The organism is Tessaracoccus sp. ZS01, assembly GCF_022342445.1.
Taxonomy (GTDB): Bacteria; Actinomycetota; Actinomycetes; order Propionibacteriales; family Propionibacteriaceae; genus Arachnia.
In genome coordinates, this window is record NZ_PQFE01000003.1 from 171,519 (window position 1) to 189,669 (window position 18,151).

An 18,151-nucleotide genomic window follows, 5' to 3' on the forward strand; every position below is an offset into this window, starting at 1 on the left:
CGCGCATCCGCTCGGCGGCCACCGGCGCCGCATAGGGTGGGCCCATGGAGTGGAGCGACTACCAAGCAGTCCTGTTCGACCTCGATGGAGTGATCACCCCAACCGCTGAGGTGCACATGCACGCCTGGGCCGACATGTTCAACGGCTTCCTCAGTACCCGCAGCGGCCAGTTGCCGTACACCGACGACGACTACTTCGCCTTCGTGGACGGAAAGCCTCGCTACGACGGGGTGCGCGACTTCCTCCTGTCCCGCGGCATCGTGTTGCCGGAAGGCCGGCCGACGGACGACCCGAGCCAGTTGACGGTGTGCGGGCTCGGCAACCGCAAGAACGAGGCCTTCAACACCATCATCGAGCGCGACGGCGTGGCCCCCTATCCCGGCTCGAAACTCCTGGTCGAGCAGCTCGCGGCCGGCGGTTTCAAGCTCGCGGTGGTGTCGTCGTCGAAGAATGCTCCGGCCATCCTCCGCGCCGCGGGGCTCGCCTCCTTCTTCCCCGTGGTGATGGACGGCAACGTCGCTGCCCGGGCGCACATCGCCGGCAAGCCGGCTCCGGACACCTTCATCCACGCCGCCCAGATGCTCGGCGCGCCCACCCGCAGCGCCGTCGTCGTGGAAGACGCGATCTCCGGCGTGGCCGCGGGTGCGGCGGGGGATTTCGGCTTGGTCATCGGAGTGGACCGCGGCGTCGGGCACGAGGCGCTGCTCCTCGCCGGCGCCGACCTCGTCGTCGACGACCTCCGGGAGCTGACGGCGTGAAGACCCGGGAGATCACCAGCGACCCGATGAACCGCTCGCGCTTCCCGGTGGACCCGTGGCGGTTGGTGGAGGTGGAGCCCAGCGCCCAGGACGTGGGTACCACGGAGTCACTCTTCGCCGTCGGCAACGGCTACCTCGGCATGCGCGGTAACCCGGAGGAGGGGCGGGTCAGCTACGCCAACGGCACGTTCATCAACGGCTTCCACGAGACGTGGCCCATTGAGCACGCCGAGGCTGCCTACGGGTTCGCCCACACCGGCCAGACGATCGTCAACGTGCCGGACGCCAAGCTGCTCAAGGTCTACGTCGACGACGAGCCGCTGACGCTCACGGTGGCGGACCTCGACGATTACGAGCGGGTCCTCGACCTGCGCTCCGGCCGCCTCAACCGCAAGGTGGTGTGGCGCACGCCGTCGGGCAAGGTGGTGGAGATCAGGAGCAGCCGCATGGTCTCGTTCACCGACCGTCACCTCGCCCTCATGCAGATCGAGATCACCCTGCTCGAGGGTGGTGAGGCCCCCATCGTGGTCAGCTCGCAGATCGTCAACCGGCAGGACGGGTACTCCGATTACCGGGCGACCGAGCAGGCGGAGGGCTTCGACCCGCGGCGCACGAGCAAGTTCCAGGAGCGGGTGCTCAACCCGGAACTCAACTGGAGCAAGGGCGACCGCATGATGCTCGGTTTCCAGACGGCGCGCTCCGGCATGACGCTCGCGGTGGCGGCAGACCACTACCTCGAGACGGGGAACCGGTACGAGGCAATGATCTCCACCACCGAAGACGTGGGCAAGCAGGTGTACCGCTTCGACGCGAAGCAGGGCGAGCCCATCAGGATCTCCAAGGCGGTGGTCTACCACAGCTCCCGCGGGGTGCCGGTGGCGGAACTCGCAGACCGCTGTCGCCGCACGCTCGACCGCGTCCGTGACAAGGGGTTCGACTACTTCTACGACCAACAGCGGCGCTGGCTTGACGACTTCTGGCGCGACTCCGACGTGGTCGTCGAGGGTCAGCCGGCCATCCAGCAGGCCGTGCGCTGGTGCCTCTTCCAGTTGGCGCAGGCGTCGGCCCGCTCGGACCAGTTGGGCATCCCCGCCAAGGGCGTGACGGGCTCGGGCTACGAGGGTCACTACTTCTGGGACACGGAGATCTACCTGCTGCCGTTCCTCACGTACACCTCGCCGCGCGCGGCCCGCAACGCGCTGCGCTCCAGGGTGATCATGTTGCCGCAGGCCCGCGACAGGGCGGCGGTGCTGTCACAGCGTGGTGCGTTGTTCCCGTGGCGCACCATCAACGGTGAGGAGGCGTCGGCGTACTACGCAGCGGGCACCGCCCAGTACCACATCGATGCCGACGTGGCCTTCGCCTTCGAGAAGTACCGCGACATCACCGGAGACCAGAGGTTCATGTACCGCGACGGTGCCGCCGTGTTGGTGGAGACCGCGCGCATGTGGGCAGATCTCGGCTTCTGGCGCACCGACGCCGAGGGCGCCTACAACTTCCACATCCACGGCGTCACCGGGCCTGACGAGTACACCGCGGTGGTCAACAACAACCTCTACACCAACGTCATGGCCCGCGCGAACCTCAACTACGCGGTGTCCCTCATCCGCGAGATGCGCCACATGGACGAGGCGGCGTACCAGCGCGTGGTGGAGGACCTGGGCCTGACCGACGACGAGGTGCTCGAGTGGGAGGCCTGCGCCAAGGGCATGGTGATCCCCTTCGACGAGACGTTCGGGATCAACCCGCAGGACGAGAAGTTCCTCTACTCGGAGATGTGGGACCTGGAGAACACCCCTGACAACAAGCGGCCGCTGCTGCTGAACTACCACCCGCTGGTGATCTACCGGTTCCAGGTGTTGAAGCAGGCCGACGTGGTGCTGGCGATGTTCCTCCAGGGTGACCAGTTCACGGCGGAGCAGAAGAAGGCGAACTTTGAGTACTACGACCCCATCACCACTGGCGACTCCACCCTCTCCAGCGTGGTGCAGTCCATCCTCGCGGCGGAGGTGGGGTACCAGGACATGGCCATGGAGTACTTCACGTCCGGGCTGTTCGTGGATCTCGCGGACCTGCACTCCAACGCCCGCGACGGCGTGCACATCGCGTCGACCGCCGGTGTGTGGAAGGCGCTCGTGCACGGCTTCGGCGGCCTGCGCGACCACGACGGGCAACTCACGTTCGACCCACGCCTGCCCCAGGACTGGCCGTCGCTGACCTTCTCCATCACCGTGCACGGGTCGCGCCTGCGCGTGCGCCTTGAGCGCACCTCGATCGCTTTCGACGTGGAGGAGGGCGGACCGGTCGAACTGGCCGTGCGCGGGAGGCCGTTGACGGTGCTGCCCGGAAGTCCGGTGGCGGTGCCGCTCGACGGGCAGGGCCCCCTCCTGCCATCGTTGGAGGGGAGTCACCCTCTGGTGGGCGGGCGTCGCAAGGACGGTTCCGTCGTCCAGGCGGTGGTTCCGGAATCGCACCCGCAGGAGATCGCCGAGGAGACATCATGAGCCTGGAACTCACAGGGGTCGCCAGCGAACACTTCGAGACGCGCCCCAGGGCGGACGGATTCGAGATGAGCGGGGACGGCCGGCTGCGTCACCTGAGCGTCGAATTCGGTGACGGCTGGACCCTGCTCGACGACACCGTCGACGACGCGGGGGCCGAGCTGCGGCACACGTCGGGCGTGACAGGCTCCGTGCGGCTGTCGTCGGGGCCCCGCCTGCGGCTGCAGGTCAACCTCACCTCGGAGATCGACGACACCGTTACCGTCCCCGGCCCCCTGCTGCGGGTGGTGGGGGAGCAGGACCCCATCTGCTGGCTTGCCGAGGCGTCGGGGGAGATCGTCCTTCCGTCGGAGCACGGCCCTGGGCTGCTCACGCAGCGACGCGGGCTGTGCAGCGACGGCCCCGAGCCGGGCACCGCATACCTCCTGGAGGCGGAGCCGCTGCTGCGGCCGAAGAGCATCCTTTCGTCGGCATGGACCTATGAGGCCCTCGAGGGCGACATCCTGGACATGCCTCTGGAACCGTCGTGGTTCCCGTTCGACCGCTATCCCGGCGTCGGGCACGGCGTCGAGTTGAGCGTCCCCGACGGCCTGGTGGTCGCCGATGAGAGCGTCCGGGTGACGGACACCGACGGCGAGTTCGAGCTGTACCCGCCGCCCGGGCTGTCGACGGTGGGGGTATGGGGCCCCGGCGGCCGGACGATGCTGGAGATCGGTTCCCACCTCGACCCGGCGCAGCTCCGCGAGAAGCTGGCCGCTGAGCGTCTGGTGGACGACGCCTGGGCCTATGTCGCCGTGCGGCACATGATGGAGAGCTGGACCCCGGATGACTTGGTGGACCGCGTCGACTTCGTGCTCGGGCAGGTGCTCGAGAAGCCGACGGCGTGGGGCGCCGTCGCCGCGCACCTCGCCACCCAGCTCGGCCTCCCGATGGAGCAGGAGGCGCAGGAGGCGGCCACCCAGGTGCTGTCGCGGGGCCGCGTCGACGAGGTGATCGTGCTGACGATGCACGGCATGGTGCCCATCGACCTGGCCGGCGGAGCCTGGCCGGTCGGCAACTTCCGGGAGCTGGGGATCGAGGCGATGTCGCGCATCGGCTACGGCCGGGTCCGCTCGGCCGGTGCTCCGATGAGGGGCCGTGACGTGGCGGTGGCCAAGTTGTTCGCCGCCGGGCTGGGGGAGACGGAACAGGGCCTGCGCGCCTCGTCGTGCGCGATGATGGCCGAGCACCGGCTCCTGTGCTGGCTGTCGGCGCAGCAGTCGCCGGTGGATCTGGCCTGGCTGTCCGTCGGTTGATGACAGATGTCATCCCAGAGTGGTGACATCGTATCCTCGCGCCCGCCTTTGCCAGCCGTGAAGATAGGGCACGTCCATTCGTTGTCGCGGCGTCGGTGATGTAGTGCCACACGGCCCTTGGGGGCATGACCGGCTTCGCGATGATGACCTTACGCGTCGCGCCCTGTGGACTCGGCTACGGTCAGGCTGTGCGCAGGTCGCGCCCTGACCCCTGAAGGTTGTAAATGGATAGCGTTCTCGACGAAAGCCGGGCCCCGGCCCACCAATCGGCGGCAGATGGCTTGCCGTGGTACCGACGCATGGTGATGCAGGGTGGCCTGTACATCGCGCCCGGTGCCGCCTTCGTCCTCATCCCCATTGTGTTCGCCTCCGGGGCGCCGCTGCACATCTGGCTCTTCGTGGTGGCGACGTCCCTGTTGCTGGCGTTCCTCGTGGTGGGTTCCACCGCCATCGCCCACTGGAACGCTCGCGGCCGGTGGCTCTGGATGGCGGCGGTTCTCGGCACCGTCGGGCTGATGGCGCTGTCGCCAGGGGAGACGATGCCCATCTACCAGGTGCCCTACATCACCACCACGGCCGCCGTGCTCCTCCCATTCCGGCATTCGCGTGTCGTGATCCTCGTGACCACCGCGGTCGCCATCCTGACGGCACTGGTCGAGCGGAACCTCCAGATCGTGGTGATGGGCGCCCTGGCGCTGGCCATGGGCCTGGTGATCGCGCTGGCGCTGGAGACGAGCCGCACCCGCGACAGGCTGCGGCTGTCGGAGCAGCGCACCGCGGTGCTGGCCGTCGCGGCGGAGCGGGAGCGGATCGGACGTGATCTCCACGACATCCTCGGGCACTCGCTGACTGCGGTGGCGGTCAAAGCGGACCTGGCAGAACGCCTGATCGACCGCGACGCCACTGCCGCCCGCGCGGAGGTGGCCGAGTTGGCCCAGATCGCCCGGCAGGCGCTTTCCGACGTCCGGGCGACTGCCTCCGGGATGCGCAAGGTGCGCCTCGCGAGCGAGATCGCCTCGGCACGCTCGGTGCTGACCGCAGCCGGCATCGAGGCGGTCATCCCGACGGCCCTGCCTGCCCTGGACGACCGGACGTCGGAGCTGCTCGGCTACGTGGTGCGGGAGAGCGTGACCAACGTCGTGCGGCACGCCGGAGCGTCCACCTGCACCATCTGCTACAGCGACGGGGTGCTCACCGTGTCAGACGACGGCCGTGGGATCGGCGACCGGGAGCGGAACGGCACAGGCCTGAGCGGTCTGCGCGCCCGCGTGGCGGAAGCCGGAGGTCGGCTCGAGGTGGTGGCCGACGGAGTGGGCACCACCGTGGTGGCCTCCACAGGGCCGTCCTCCACCGTGGCCGACGTGTCCCTGCGGGCGTCGTGTCTGTCGAAGATCGAGTCCTATTCGCAGTCCCGCAGCGGGGCGCCGGCCGTGCCGGAGGGCGCCGCATGACCACGTTGCTGATCGCGGATGACCAGACGCTGATCCGGACGGCGCTGGCCACCATGCTCGCGCTGGAGGACGACCTGCAGGTGGTGGGTCAGGCCAGCACGTGCGCAGAGGTGGTGCACCGGGCGTTGGAGACACAACCTGGGGTCATCCTCCTCGATGTGCAGATGCCCGACGGCGGGCTGGTTGTCGACGACGGCATCGAAGCCATCCCGCACGTGCTCGACGTCGCCCCCAAGAGCAGGATCATCGTCGTGACAACCTTTGGCCGGCCCGGCTACCTGCGCCGGGCACTGGAACGGGGAGCGGTGGGATTCCTGGTGAAGGACACCCCCGTCGACAGGCTCGTGGAATCCATCCGACGCGTGTCGGAGGGGCTCCGCACGGTGGACCCGGAGTTGGCCGCCGCCTCGCTGAGCATCGGCCGCTCCCCGCTGACGGAGAAGGAGGCCCTGGTCCTGGCCGCCTCGGCCGGCGGCGCGAGCACGGCCCAGATAGCACAGAGCGTCTACCTGTCCGAGGGGACGGTGCGCAACTACCTCAGCTCCACCATCGGCAAACTCGGCGCCCGCAACCGCGCTGAGGCGCTCCGCACCGCAACCGACAACGGCTGGCTCTGACAAGGCCCTTCCGGACGTCGCGGAACCCACGTAGGGTCGGTGGCATGAAGATCTGCATCATCGGTGGACACGGAAAGATCGCTCTGCTCCTGCATCCCCTCCTGGTGCAGGGCGGCCACGAGGTTGCGGCGTTGATCCGTAACCCGGCCCAGGTGAGCGACGTGGAGGACACGGGAGCCCGCGCTGTGGTGGCCGATGTGGAGAGCCTCGACACCGACGCCCTGGCCGCCCAGTTCGACGGCTTCGACGCCGTGATCTGGTCGGCAGGCGCCGGCGGCGGCAATCCGGAGCGCACCTACGCCGTCGACAGGGACGCGGCCATGCGCGCGGTCGACGCCGCCCAGCAGGCGGGGGTCTGGCGGTTCGTGATGGTCTCCTATGTGGGCTCCGGCGTCGATGACGTACCCGAGGACAACCCCTTCCACCACTATGCGGTGGCCAAGGCCGACGCTGACCAGCACCTGAGGGCGTCGTCGCTCAACTGGACGATCGTCGCGCCCGGACAGCTCACGGAGGAACCGGCCACGGGGAAGATCGAGTACGGCGACCACGTGCTTTCAGGGCTGACCTCCCGCGGCAATGTCGCCCAGGTGCTCGCTGCCGTCGTCGGCCGGGCGGATCTACCCGGCATCACCATCAGGTTCCGCGACGGCGTGCACCCCGTCGGGCTGGCGCTGGACTCGCTGGTGCGCCGGAACAGCGGCCAGACGGTGAACGCGCTCACGGAGGGGGTGGGCCCGCAGGGTCCGTTCCTGCAGGGGGTCGACGAGGACGTGCCGCATGACTGATGGGCTCCAGGCATGGGGCGCGGAGACCGGTTAGGGCATCTGCCCGATGCGACGGGGTGTCCCTCCGGCGGACAGTGGACCTGTCAGCAATAGCGCGGATCCGGAGCAGGGTCCGCGAGACCGGGGGACCACAATGTACGACTACCACGTTCCATACGCGATCCATCAGGAACGCGCAGCGGAGATCGAGCGGGAGGCCACCCTCCGACGCCTTGAGCTTGAGCGACCACAATCGCCGACCGAGCCGAAGCGCTCCTTCGCTTCACTGATCACCTACTTCATCCGACGCGTCCACAGCGGCGCCCTGCCGCCCGTCGCGCCCCGCCCCTCGGGTGGGTATGCGTAGTTGTTGGCCGGCACAGACCCGATGGACCCCGAAGCGGAGAACGCTTCGGGGTCCATCGTCGTGTGCCGGCCCGTGGGTTACGGGACGACGACCGTGGCGGTGTTCGACCACGGCGACTGGATGGTGTTGTTGAACGCGAGGACCCGGTAGTAGTAGGTCTTCGCGGGGGTGACCGGCTGGCTGAACGACGTGGTGTTGGCCCCCGCCGTCGCGTTGACCACGCCTGTCGTGAAGGTGAAGTTGTCAGCCCTCTGGATCAGGAAGCCGGCCTCGGTGGTGGTCGTGTCGGTCCACGTCAGGTTCACGCTGGCCGTCTTCTTGTTCTTGACGGTCGACGTGCCCGTCAGCCCGGTGGGAGCCGCGAGGGTGGCCTCAGCGCCGCCTCGGCTGTCCAGCGTCAACGTCGGGAAGCCGCCGCCGGGCGGGATCTGGTTGAACGCGGGATTGGAGTAGTCCCACACGTCGCCCACCGTGTTGACCGCATACACCTGGTACTCGAACAGCTGCTTGGTGTTCCCGATGGGATCGGAGTAGCTCGCCGGGCCGGTGGCGGCGCCGGTACCTTCGACATAATCCAGTGTGCCGAGCACCTCAGTCCGGACGGTGGCCACGGTGACCCAGGGCTCAGTGGACCCCGCAACCCTGCGTTCGATGACGAACGCCGTCTCGTTCTTCGAGTTGTCCAACCAGTTGACCGTGTAGCTCTGGGATCGACCATTGCCGGTGCGCACGGCCGAGACGAACGTCGGGGCGATCGGGCTCACACCCACCACCTGCGTGCGCATCATGTCCATCTCCTCGTGGCTGAGGATGTGGCAGTGGAGGACATACTCCCAGCCGAAGTTCACGAAGTGGTTGACCACGTCGATCGGCTCACCCGACGGCGCGAACGCCGTGATCGGGAGACCCGCGGCTTCCTTCGCCGTGGAGTCGGCCAGGCTGGCGCCCTCAGGCATCGAGGGGTCGAGCAGGCGGATGCTGTTGGGCAGGCCGGCCCATCCCTGCGGAAGCGGCGGGATGATGGGTCGCAGCGCCACGATCGTGTCCTCGAGGGGGCTGACCCGGACGGTGTCCTTCCAGCCCAGTTCAGTGGGGTGCGGCTTGCGGATGATGCCATCCCATCCCACCCGGTTCAGCAGCTGGACGTCGTAGAGGTGGAAGTGGATGGGGTGGGTGTCCACCCCGTTGTGGGTGAACTTCCAGATCTGCGTCCCGTCGTCGGTCTGGGTGATCGGCGATGCCTCCATGCCGGGCGGCAACTCCACGCCGTCGAGGACCTCTGTGGGCGGGAAGGTGTACGGCAGCAGGATCATGTTCTGCAGGCCGGCCTGGGCGTCGGGCGTCTCGACGCCGAGCATGCCGCTCATGCGGCCGTACTCCTGCTCGAACGCCTCGCCCATCTCGTCCTGGATCATCTTCGGCTTCAGGTTGACGGTGAGTTTCTCTGTGGCCGTGGACGTCCGGAACGGGGCGCCGGGGTTGCTCACGGAGTCGTCGTCGACCAGGCGGTCGAACGTCACAGAGGTGTCGAAGATCTGCACGGTGCCGTTGGTGCCGCCCGTGAAGGTGGTGCCGTAGGCGCTGTTGTACGCGGACTGCCCGACGATGATGGGCTTCTGGCCCTTCTCGAAGACGCCGGTGCCGTCGGCGGTGTGCTTGAATGCCGCGTCGAGCGCTGCCCTGTCGAAGGCGGCCTGCGGGGTGCCCGCGACCTTGATCTGCATGACCGTGCGGGTGTTCGGCCCGTAGCCGGGCAGGGTCGACGGCGCGCCACCGGAATCGCGGAGGTCCGCGTTGCCCGTGTAGTAGTCGTACCGCGGATCCCTCGCCGGGAAGGCTGCAGGGGCGTCGTTGTACAGGATGAGGGTCTGGCCGGCGTAGGCCGACAGGTCCACGATCGTGTCGAAGCGCTCGGCGGGGGCGACGAGCAGCGAATGCTTGTCGACGTTGCCGGCGTTGAACACGGTGGGGTCGGACACCCAGGTGATGGGTTGCGGGTCGACGGTGACCGGTGCAGGCAGGAAGCCGCCCTCGGTACCGATGACGGTCCAACTGGGGCCTTCATTGCCCACCACCGGGGTCGGGAAGACACCCGCCGGGTCGAGGAGCGCGTCTGCCATGAGCTGCGGATCCAGCGCGACCTCCGTGCAGGCCACCTGGGTCGATTCCGGCTTCGGCGTCGGGTTCGACGCGTCACAGGGGACACCGTCGGCGTCCACGGCCTTGTAGAGCGAGAGGTTGAAGAACCGGTCGTTCGCGCCGTTGAGGATCCTCAGCCGGTAAGCCTTCGGGTCGAGCGTCACTGTGGGATAGGCCTTGCCGTTGACGACGGGGGTGTCCATGAAAGACTCCATGCCCATCGAGAGGTACGGCACCCCCGGCATCAGGCGGGGCTCGCACCATCCAGTCAGGTCCGGGTCACAGGTGGCGTCGTAGTAGGGATTGTCGGTCGGCCCGTACTTCACGTCCTTCGTCGGCGGCCAGAACCATGGCCCGTAGGCCCATCGCCCGTAGGCGTTCACGCCGGAGAGATCGCCGGGGTTCTGGGCGGGGGAGTAGACGTGCGGCATCCAGAGGCTGCCTTCGCCGCCCCATCGGGCCGTGTCCCACGTCTCGTCCTGCTCCATGAGCTGGGCGTCGTCGGGCACGAAGGTCTTGTCCTGGACCACCAGTTCCAGCGTCGACGCGGCGTCGGGAATGATGCCTCCGTTGACCAGGGCTGCCTCGGTGTCGTCGGTGATGATGTAGGGCGCAACTTCTCCGGCGTACACGTTGAGGCGGGTGATTCCCCAAGCGTGGTCGTGGTAGAACATCAGCCGCGCGCTCTGGGCGTTGGTGTAGAAGAAGGTCTGCGCGCCCGGTCCTGGGTCAGGCATGTCGGGCACGTTCTCCACGCTGACGCCCTGGGGATAGGCGGTGGTCTCGCCGGCCGGCGTGATCCACTGGTGGGGCGTGCCGTCGGAGATCCAGGGGGTCACCCCGCCGTGCAGGTGGAGCGTGGCCCGGTTCTCGGCGTAACAGTGGTCGGCCTCGACCATCATGTTCTTGTCCGTGCCGCTGCACATCGGGTTGAGCGGATCGGCCTGGACGGGATCCGGCCCCATGGCCGTGTGCCCGTCCGGAGTCATCCCTGAGCCCATGACGGTGGTGTCGGTGGGGATCATGAGGTTTCCGGCCGCGCCCGTGGGCAACAGGTTCCGGAACAGGATCCTGACAGGCTTGTCCTTGTTGGCCACGATGGCGGGCCCGAGGTACGACGGGGCGGTCACGCCCACGGCCTGGCTGCCGTTCGGCAACGTGATGGGAGCGCCCGCGATGGTCGTCAGCGGGATCCCGTCGCCGGGGATGACGGCGGTGTCGAGTTGGACGTAACCACGCAACGTGCTCGCCGGAAGATCAGCGTGCAGTTGCTGCTGGAACTCGACCAGCGCGATCTCGTAGTAGTCGGAGCCGGCGTACGTAGTGGTGTCGGCGACCGCGGCGGGGACCCCGTCGCCGACGGTGGGGAGTTGGTCCAAGAACTTGCGGATGCCCCCGGTGACCACAGTCTGGTCAGCTGTCACCTCGGAAGCCGCGAATGAGTAGGTGCGCGCGGCGGGGAACGTCGGGAACGCCTCCGAACCGAGCGTGATGGTGCTGTCCTGGAGCGGCGCCGTGGCCGCCGGGTACTGCATGGAGTCGGTCCCGCCAGTGGAGTCCAGGGGGATGCCCTGTCCGTAGAAGGCGATGCGGTCGCCTGCGACGACAGGGAAGTTCGCCACGCCGTAGCTCACGTCCTCACTGACACCTGCCGTGGTGAGCGGCGGGACGACCAGTTGTCCTGAATCGAAGACGACCGTGTATTCATTGGCCGTCCCCGTCGGGCGCAGCACGTAGGCGTGGAAGACGTTTCCTGCGGAGGCGAAGGGACTGCCTCCGGTGGTCGCCTGGTTCCTGCTCAGGAATCCGGTCAGGAATCCGTCGCTGAGGGGTTGCTGGAGCGCCACGAACACTGGCGCCAGTTCACCGGGAGCGACCGGGTAATCGGAGGCGAACTCGCGGTCGAGGAGTTCGTTGCCGACCGTCGACTGTGCCCCCGGAAGGGTTCCCACCGTCGGCAGCGGGCTGTTGGCGTAGTTCGGATGGCTGAAGTAGTGGGGTGCGGCTCCGGGCACCATGGCCACGGCCGCGCCGGTCATCAGCGGATTGGCCTCACCGGCCTGGATGGCCTCTGCGGCTGCAAGCTCCCGATCCTTCTGGGTGATCCGCCGTTCGCGGGCCTCCTCGGCCTGCTTCTTCAGCTCATCGTAGGCATCACCGGGGAGCTTCGCCGGTGCCGCCGGAGCCTGCGCCGGAGCAGGGTCCGGGGCAGGGTAGGCGGGGGACATGGAAAGGGACAGGGCGAGCGGGATGGCCGTGACAAGAGCCAGCGCTGCCGTCCGTGGGCGAGACAGCATGAGATTCCTCCGTGAAAGCGCAGGGTGGATGCGTGGCAGGCACGGTTCAAGGCGGCGTCGCCTCGAGGGGTGGGCCACGAAAGTGGGGCCGGGCGAGCCTCGCGCTGGGGCGTGCTGCAGGCCGGTCTTCGTGCTGCGGATGGGGGAACCTCGCACGCTGGACGGGCGACGCGCCGCGTCGTCGTTGGCGCGGAGCGTCTGATCGGGACGCTAACTGTCACCCATTCCATAGTCAAGGGTTGGCCGTTACGATGTGAGACCTGGCCACGAGCTCCCACCTTCCCGGTGGAATCGGGGCATAGCACCCGACTCCTCGCGACTGGCCCGGCGGAAGGAGCAGCAGGATGCCCAACCACGGAGCCGAACGTGCCTCACCTACAGAGTCAGTGGAGCAGACCCGGGACAAGGCGGCCAGCGCCCCCGGCCCAACGACGGGCGTAAGCCGGACTCTCCCCCGGACCTGCACAAGCCATCCTGGAAGTACGCCTTCACGAGGGCACTGTCCGAGTTCTCGAAAGACCATGTGACGGACCTGGCTGCGAGCCTCACCTACTTCGCCGTCCTGTCGATGTTCCCCATGCTTCTGGCGCTGGTGTCCCTGCTGGGTGTCTTCGGACAGGGGGAGCAGTCGGCGCAGGGCATCCGGACCCTCATCGAGCAGTACGCCCCCGAGGAACTCGCCGGGCTGTTGGGGGACACCGTCAGCGGGCTGGCGGAGCAGACGGGCGCCGGCTTCGCGCTGGTGACCGGCCTCGTCCTGGCGTTGTGGGCGGCTTCAGGTTACGTGGGGGCGTTCTCGCGGGCGATGAACCGGATCTATGAGGTTGAGGAGGGCCGCCCCTTCTGGAAGCACAAGCCACAGATGCTGCTGCTGACCCTCGTCCTGGTGATCATCCTGGCCGTCATGGTCTTCGCCATGGTCCTGTCCGGGGACCTGGCGCAATCGGTGGGGGACCTGATCGGCCTCGGAGGCACCGCGGTGCTGGTGTGGAACATTGCGAAGTGGCCGGTGATCGTGGCCTTGGCGGTGCTGGTCATCGCGATGCTGTACTACTACACCCCCAACGTGGAGCAGCCCAGGTTGCGCTGGATCAGCGTCGGCGCCGTGCTGGCCCTCGTGGTGGCCGCCGTGGCGGGGGTCGCCTTCTCGATCTACGTCTCCAACTTCGCGTCCTACAACGCCACGTACGGCATCATCGGCTCGTTCATCGTGCTGCTGCTGGGCCTGTGGATCGTCAACACTGTGCTGTTGTTCGGCGCTGAGGTCGACGCGGAGATCGAGCGGGGCAGGCAACTCCAGGGTGGCATCGAGGCGGAGGAGACGATCAAGTTGCCCCCGCGCGAAACCCGCGCGTCGGAGAAGCTCGCGGACAGGCACAGCAAGCTAGTCACGCGGGGCAGGGAGCTACGACTCGAGAACGGCCGCGGCCGGTCCAAGGAGCGCTGAGGGCTCAGTTGCCCGCGGCGGCGCGCTCGATCTCCGCGATGTCGATCTTCTGCATGGTGAGCATCGCAGCGAAAGCGCGCTCCCGCACGCCGGGGTCGTCTGACTTCATGGCGTCACTGAGCGCCGTGGGCGTGATCTGCCAGGACACGCCCCAGCGGTCCTTGCACCAGCCGCAGGCGCTCTCCTGGCCGCCGTTGCCGACGATGGCGTTCCAGTAGCGGTCGGTCTCCGCCTGATCGGCCGTGGCGATCTGGAAGGAGAAGGCCTCGCTCTGCGTGAACTCGGGTCCGCCGTTCAGCCCTATGCACGGGATCCCGCAGACCGTGAACTCCACGGTGAGGACGTCGCCCTCCTTGCCACTGGGGTAGTCGCCCGGGGCCCGCTCCACGGCCAGCACCTCGCTGTCGGGGAAGACGGAGGCGTAGAACTCTGCGGCCGCCTCCGCATCCTTGTCGAACCACAGACAGATCGTGTTCTTGGGGGTTGCCATCGTGTGACTCCTTCGACGTCGACTGAGCGTCACGTTAACCCTGCTCTCCACCCGCGGCAATAGCTGACCAAAGTGGCTGCGCTGGGGGCGAGGCCGTGCTCCGTGAATCAGATTCCACCATCCCTTGTGACGTGATAGTTGCCGATAATGGGCTCCAGGTAGCCGCCTTCTGTCAGGATTTCGTGCGGGAAAAGTGCTGGTCGGGCACAATGTGGCCAAAGCGCTGCCAGGTGGGAGCGCTGTCCTGCCTGGGGGAATCGTGAAAGATACTTGTTTACAGCGCTCTGCCGTGGCGTTCGCCACGGCGCTCCTCATGCTGGCGGTTCCGCTTGCGGGCCACGCCGACAACGCGGTCGTCGCAGCCGGAGACTCCACCACCGTCATCTCCAACTCCACGATCGATTTCGGGACGGTCTGCGTGGGCTCAGCTACCCAGCGCACAGTCAGTGTGGCAATCAAGCGGAACGGCAATTACGACAACTCGAACGTCTTCAAGAACGGAACCACGGCTGAGGTCACCGCTGACGTCTCTGGCTCCGGTTACGACTCATCCTTCGTCGAAGGAAATGAGATTGCTATCCCTGGCACCTGGGAGAACCTCGGCAACAACGTCCTGACAGCCCCCGTGACCTCGCTCATCACTCTCAATGCCTCCGTTGTCGGGCCGAGCACCGGTTCCGTCACTTTCACATCCACGGGAACGAAAGCCAACGGCTCGGGCCTCACTGTGAAGAGCGAGGCGATTGCACTGACCGCAAGCGTCATCTCCTGCGACGAGGGGCCCAGCATCACGGTGGACGACGTGACGCTGGAGGGCAACACCCTGGGGGGTCGCACGCTCGAGTTCGGGGACGTGGGCGTGGCCAGCGACGCGCAGAGCACTCCGGCGGTGACCTGCTTCCCTGCCATCGGATCCCTCCTTTCACTCGGCACGACAGAAGTGACGTGTGCCGCTACCGATTCCGCAGGACAGACGACGCAGGACTCGGGCACCGTCACGATCGTCGACACGACTGGACCGGTGATCACCGGGACGCCAGGCAGCACGACGGTGGAGGCCACCTCCGCGGCGGGCGCGCCATACACCTGGGCTGAAGCCACGGCTTCCGACGTCGTCTGGGGGAGCCTTGCAGTGGATTGCTCACCTGCCTCCGGCAGCATCTTCGCGCTGGGTGCAACGTCGGTCACCTGTACTGCGACGGACGGCTCGAACAACAGCCAGACAACCCCATTCCAGATCAACGTGGCGGACACCACGAAGCCGGACTTCCCGCAGCCGTCGGACATCACCGCTGAGGCCACCTCCGCGGAAGGGGCCGTGGTCACCTTCACCCCGCCGGTCGCCACCGATGCGGTCTCCGGCGAAATCATCGGCACGTGCACGCCATCCTCCGGCGCTATGTTCCCGCTCGGTCTCACGACGGTGACGTGCACCGCGTCGGACGGCTCTGACAACGTCGGTGAAACCTCCTTCGTGGTCACAGTGGCGGACACCACAGCTCCGGAGCTCACCGTGCCGGGCAACATCACGGCAGAGGCCACCTCGCCGTCGGGTGCGGTCGTCTCCTTCACGGCCACCGCGACTGACGCGGTGTCCGTCCCTGTCGTCACGTGCAGCCCGGAGTCGGGCGACATCTTCCCGCTGGCCACCACGACGGTGAGCTGCACGGCCATCGATGATGCGGGTAACGCCTCCGCTGCCCAGACGTTCACCGTCACCGTGGAGGACACCACACCTCCGACGCTGGAGAGCGTGCCGGAGAGCTTCACCGTCGAGGGCAACACACTGGGGGGCGCACTCACCTCGTTCACCATGCCCACGGCGACTGACACGGTGGACGCGGAACCGCTGGTCACCTGCGACAACCCCAGCCTCTATCCGCTGGGGGAAACCGTCGTGACCTGCACCGCCAAGGACGCTCGGGGCAACCGGTCGACGGCCAGCTTCAGCATCACCGTGGTGGACACCACGGCACCTTCGATCTCCTGGCGGAGCACCGAACCCGTACCCAATGCGCACGGGTGGCACAACGATGACGTCACGGTGGTGTGGGAGTGTCTCGACATCGTCCACGGCGAATGGACCGTCGAGGAGACGGTGACGGGGGAGGGCAGTTCGCTGACCGCCACCGGAACCTGCGCGGACGGGTCGCTCAACGCGACCTCCGACACGAAGTCCGGGATCATGATCGACCGCACGGCGCCGCTGCTCGACGTCAGCGGCCCTGCTGACGGTGCCACGGTCGACCTCTGCACCGCAGGCTCGACGACGAAGCCGACCTTCGCTCCCAGCGACGTCCTTTCCGGGGTGGATCCGGCCACCATGAGCGAGGCGTGGGCCGAGCCGTCAGCGGCCTCCGGGGTGGGTACCTATAGCTACACCGCCTCGGCGAGCGACAAGGCCGACAACACGGCATCTGAGACCCGCACCTACAGCGTGGTTTACGGCTCCGGCGCGTGGGGCGGCTTCCGACAGCCCATCAACATGGATGGACTCAGCAGGTTCAAGCTGGGCAGCACCGTCCCGGTGAAGTTCCGGTTGGACTGCGACGGCACGCCGATCTCGACGGCGGTTGCGAAGCTCTACGTGAAGAGGGCGGATGGCGTCCCGAACGCCGGGGTGGATGAGGCTGTTTCGACTGCGGCTTCCACCACGGGCAATCTCTTCCGGTACAGCGACGGGCAATACATCTTCAACCTCAGCACCAAGGCGGGCTACACCAACCCGGGCTCCAGCACGGTGACGGCATTCACGACTGGTACGTGGACGCTGACCGCCGTCCTCGACGACGGGTCCAAGCACTCCGTCACCGTCCAGTTGGCCAAATAGATCGGCCCTGAATAGCACATCAGCAGTGCCCGGCCCCGGCATGTGGTCGGGCACTGCTCGTGTGCGGTCAGAGGCTCCAGGGCGGTCCATGGGCGGCCTGTCAATGCTGGTCGTGACCGGCGCCTCCACCGCTGGGGTACTCCGGCACGTTGATCTCAACCGTGGCCGGGCCGGCCGCAGGCGGCAGCGGGCTGAAGCTGATCCCGTTGGGCTTGTCGCCCACGATCACGGTTGCCACCGTGGCGTTTTCGCCGAGGTCGATGACCGAGACCGTATCGTCGTAAAGGTTGGTGACCCAGGCTCGCTGCCCGGTGGGCTACCAACATGACCATGATGGCCCACGCCATGCACATCCACGGCCACACCTGGGGGCTCCCAGGGAGCGGGGGGTTACGCAAATACACGGTGTTGCTGACTCCGATGCAGACCCTCGAACTGGACCTGCTCACGGATCACCCCGGCGTCTTCATGGGACACGCCCCTTCGTAGCGGTTTGAGACGTCGAGTCTGTCGAATAGTGCGGGCACCAGTCATGGCGTAGTCCTTGCACGCCATATCAGAAGGTCGCAGATGGGCGGCGGCAACGATCGCCAGCTGGGCGGAGGCGGTGTCCGGTGCTGCGAAGGGGCAACCCGTGCAGGTGATTAGTCAATCACAATTGACATTTCAGCCCGTTGAAGTAATATTCATACCGACGAAAGGAAACCCATGGCGCAGGCCTACCATCCCGACGCGTATGCGATGCAGGCGATCATCGCCCTGTCGAACGGCCTTGAGCGGGAACTGGCGCGGCTGCTCGGGTTGAACGCGACCGATTACCGGGCGCTCTCCACCCTCCAGCAGCTCCCTCGCGACAAGGCCGTCACGCTGGGCGACCTTGGAGGGGCCCTCGGCACTTCCGCGGCCACAACCTCCGCTCTGGTGGACAGGCTCGAGCGCGCGTGCTACGTAGTGCGACGTCGAGGCGAGGTCGACCGTCGTCAGGTGACCCTCGAAACCACCCCTCTCGGCTGGACCAGGATCATGGCGTTGATGCGGCCGCTCATGGACGCCACCGACGACCACCTGAAGGCGCTCAACGCCGATGAAGTGCGAGCCGTGAGCGCGTTCCTCCGCTTCATGAACACCTGCCTGGCTGAGCGGCTCGAAGCTCTCGCCACCCTCGAATCCGCCCAGTGACCCCCACGTCGTA

The 18,151-nt window shown here is 67.3% G+C and carries 13 protein-coding genes and 1 pseudogene; 11 read left to right on the forward strand and 3 right to left on the reverse strand.

Annotated features, from left to right (window positions below; genetic code table 11):
• Nucleotides 1-44: 44 nt before the first annotated feature.
• The 7 genes from C3E87_RS05985 to C3E87_RS06015 all read left to right on the forward strand — a co-directional run bounded on the left by C3E87_RS05985 (nucleotide 45) and on the right by C3E87_RS06015 (nucleotide 7,756).
• Complete coding sequence (locus tag C3E87_RS05985; RefSeq protein ID WP_076060566.1) at nucleotides 45-758, forward strand: HAD family phosphatase; 714 nt, start codon at nucleotides 45-47, stop codon at nucleotides 756-758.
• A gap of 26 nt (nucleotides 759-784) precedes the next feature.
• Nucleotides 785-3,262 carry a glycoside hydrolase family 65 protein gene (locus C3E87_RS05990; protein WP_076060642.1) on the forward strand — a complete coding sequence of 826 codons (2,478 nt, stop codon included), beginning with the start codon at nucleotides 785-787 and terminating at the stop codon, nucleotides 3,260-3,262.
• Nucleotides 3,259-4,554, forward strand: coding sequence for a hypothetical protein (locus C3E87_RS05995; RefSeq protein WP_076060568.1), 1,296 nt, complete (start codon nucleotides 3,259-3,261; stop codon nucleotides 4,552-4,554). Before C3E87_RS05990 ends, C3E87_RS05995 begins: the two co-directional genes overlap by 4 nt.
• Before the next feature lie 224 nt (nucleotides 4,555-4,778).
• Nucleotides 4,779-6,005, forward strand: coding sequence for a sensor histidine kinase (locus C3E87_RS06000; RefSeq protein ID WP_143570917.1), 1,227 nt, complete (start codon nucleotides 4,779-4,781; stop codon nucleotides 6,003-6,005).
• The gene (locus tag C3E87_RS06005; protein WP_076060572.1) at nucleotides 6,002-6,622 is read left to right on the forward strand and encodes a response regulator transcription factor; all 621 of its coding nucleotides are present in this window, start codon (nucleotides 6,002-6,004) and stop codon (nucleotides 6,620-6,622) included. The genes C3E87_RS06000 and C3E87_RS06005 overlap by 4 nt, the downstream gene beginning before the upstream one ends.
• 44 nt (nucleotides 6,623-6,666) lie before the next feature.
• Complete coding sequence (locus C3E87_RS06010) at nucleotides 6,667-7,410, forward strand: SDR family oxidoreductase (protein WP_076060574.1); 744 nt, start codon at nucleotides 6,667-6,669, stop codon at nucleotides 7,408-7,410.
• A 133-nt stretch (nucleotides 7,411-7,543) separates the two neighbouring features.
• Nucleotides 7,544-7,756: a hypothetical protein gene (locus C3E87_RS06015; protein ID WP_076060576.1), complete on the forward strand. Its 213-nt coding sequence runs from the start codon at nucleotides 7,544-7,546 to the stop codon at nucleotides 7,754-7,756.
• Between the two features lie 77 nt (nucleotides 7,757-7,833).
• Here C3E87_RS06015 and C3E87_RS06020 read toward each other — a convergent pair whose 3' ends face one another.
• Nucleotides 7,834-12,192: a multicopper oxidase domain-containing protein gene (locus tag C3E87_RS06020; protein ID WP_076060578.1), complete on the reverse strand. Its 4,359-nt coding sequence runs from the start codon at nucleotides 12,190-12,192 to the stop codon at nucleotides 7,834-7,836.
• A gap of 253 nt (nucleotides 12,193-12,445) precedes the next feature.
• Between C3E87_RS06020 and C3E87_RS06025 the strand changes: the two genes are divergently transcribed.
• On the forward strand, nucleotides 12,446-13,639 hold the full coding sequence (locus C3E87_RS06025; RefSeq protein WP_255362907.1) for a YihY/virulence factor BrkB family protein: 1,194 nt from the start codon (nucleotides 12,446-12,448) through the stop codon (nucleotides 13,637-13,639).
• A 4-nt stretch (nucleotides 13,640-13,643) separates the two neighbouring features.
• Here C3E87_RS06025 and C3E87_RS06030 read toward each other — a convergent pair whose 3' ends face one another.
• Complete coding sequence (locus tag C3E87_RS06030) at nucleotides 13,644-14,129, reverse strand: VOC family protein (protein WP_076060581.1); 486 nt, start codon at nucleotides 14,127-14,129, stop codon at nucleotides 13,644-13,646.
• Nucleotides 14,130-14,418: 289 nt separating this feature from the next.
• Here C3E87_RS06030 and C3E87_RS06035 point away from each other — a divergent pair, with 289 nt between their 5' ends.
• Nucleotides 14,419-16,959 (forward strand): HYR domain-containing protein, encoded by a 2,541-nt coding sequence (locus tag C3E87_RS06035; protein ID WP_076060583.1) that lies wholly within the window; start codon nucleotides 14,419-14,421, stop codon nucleotides 16,957-16,959.
• Nucleotides 16,960-17,059: 100 nt separating this feature from the next.
• On the opposite strand, the pseudogene C3E87_RS06040 reads toward C3E87_RS06035, so the two are convergent.
• Nucleotides 17,060-17,263: pseudogene (locus C3E87_RS06040) on the reverse strand (hypothetical protein); the annotation flags it as partial.
• 20 nt (nucleotides 17,264-17,283) lie between these two features.
• On the opposite strand from C3E87_RS06040, the gene C3E87_RS06045 reads away from it, so the two are divergent.
• Together C3E87_RS06045 and C3E87_RS06050 are read left to right on the forward strand one after the other, a co-directional pair.
• Entirely contained in the window at nucleotides 17,284-17,448 is a 165-nt protein-coding gene (locus tag C3E87_RS06045) for a multicopper oxidase domain-containing protein (RefSeq protein ID WP_083665439.1), read from the forward strand.
• Nucleotides 17,449-17,667: 219 nt separating this feature from the next.
• Nucleotides 17,668-18,138 (forward strand): MarR family winged helix-turn-helix transcriptional regulator, encoded by a 471-nt coding sequence (locus C3E87_RS06050; protein ID WP_076060586.1) that lies wholly within the window; start codon nucleotides 17,668-17,670, stop codon nucleotides 18,136-18,138.
• Nucleotides 18,139-18,151: the final 13 nt, after the last annotated feature.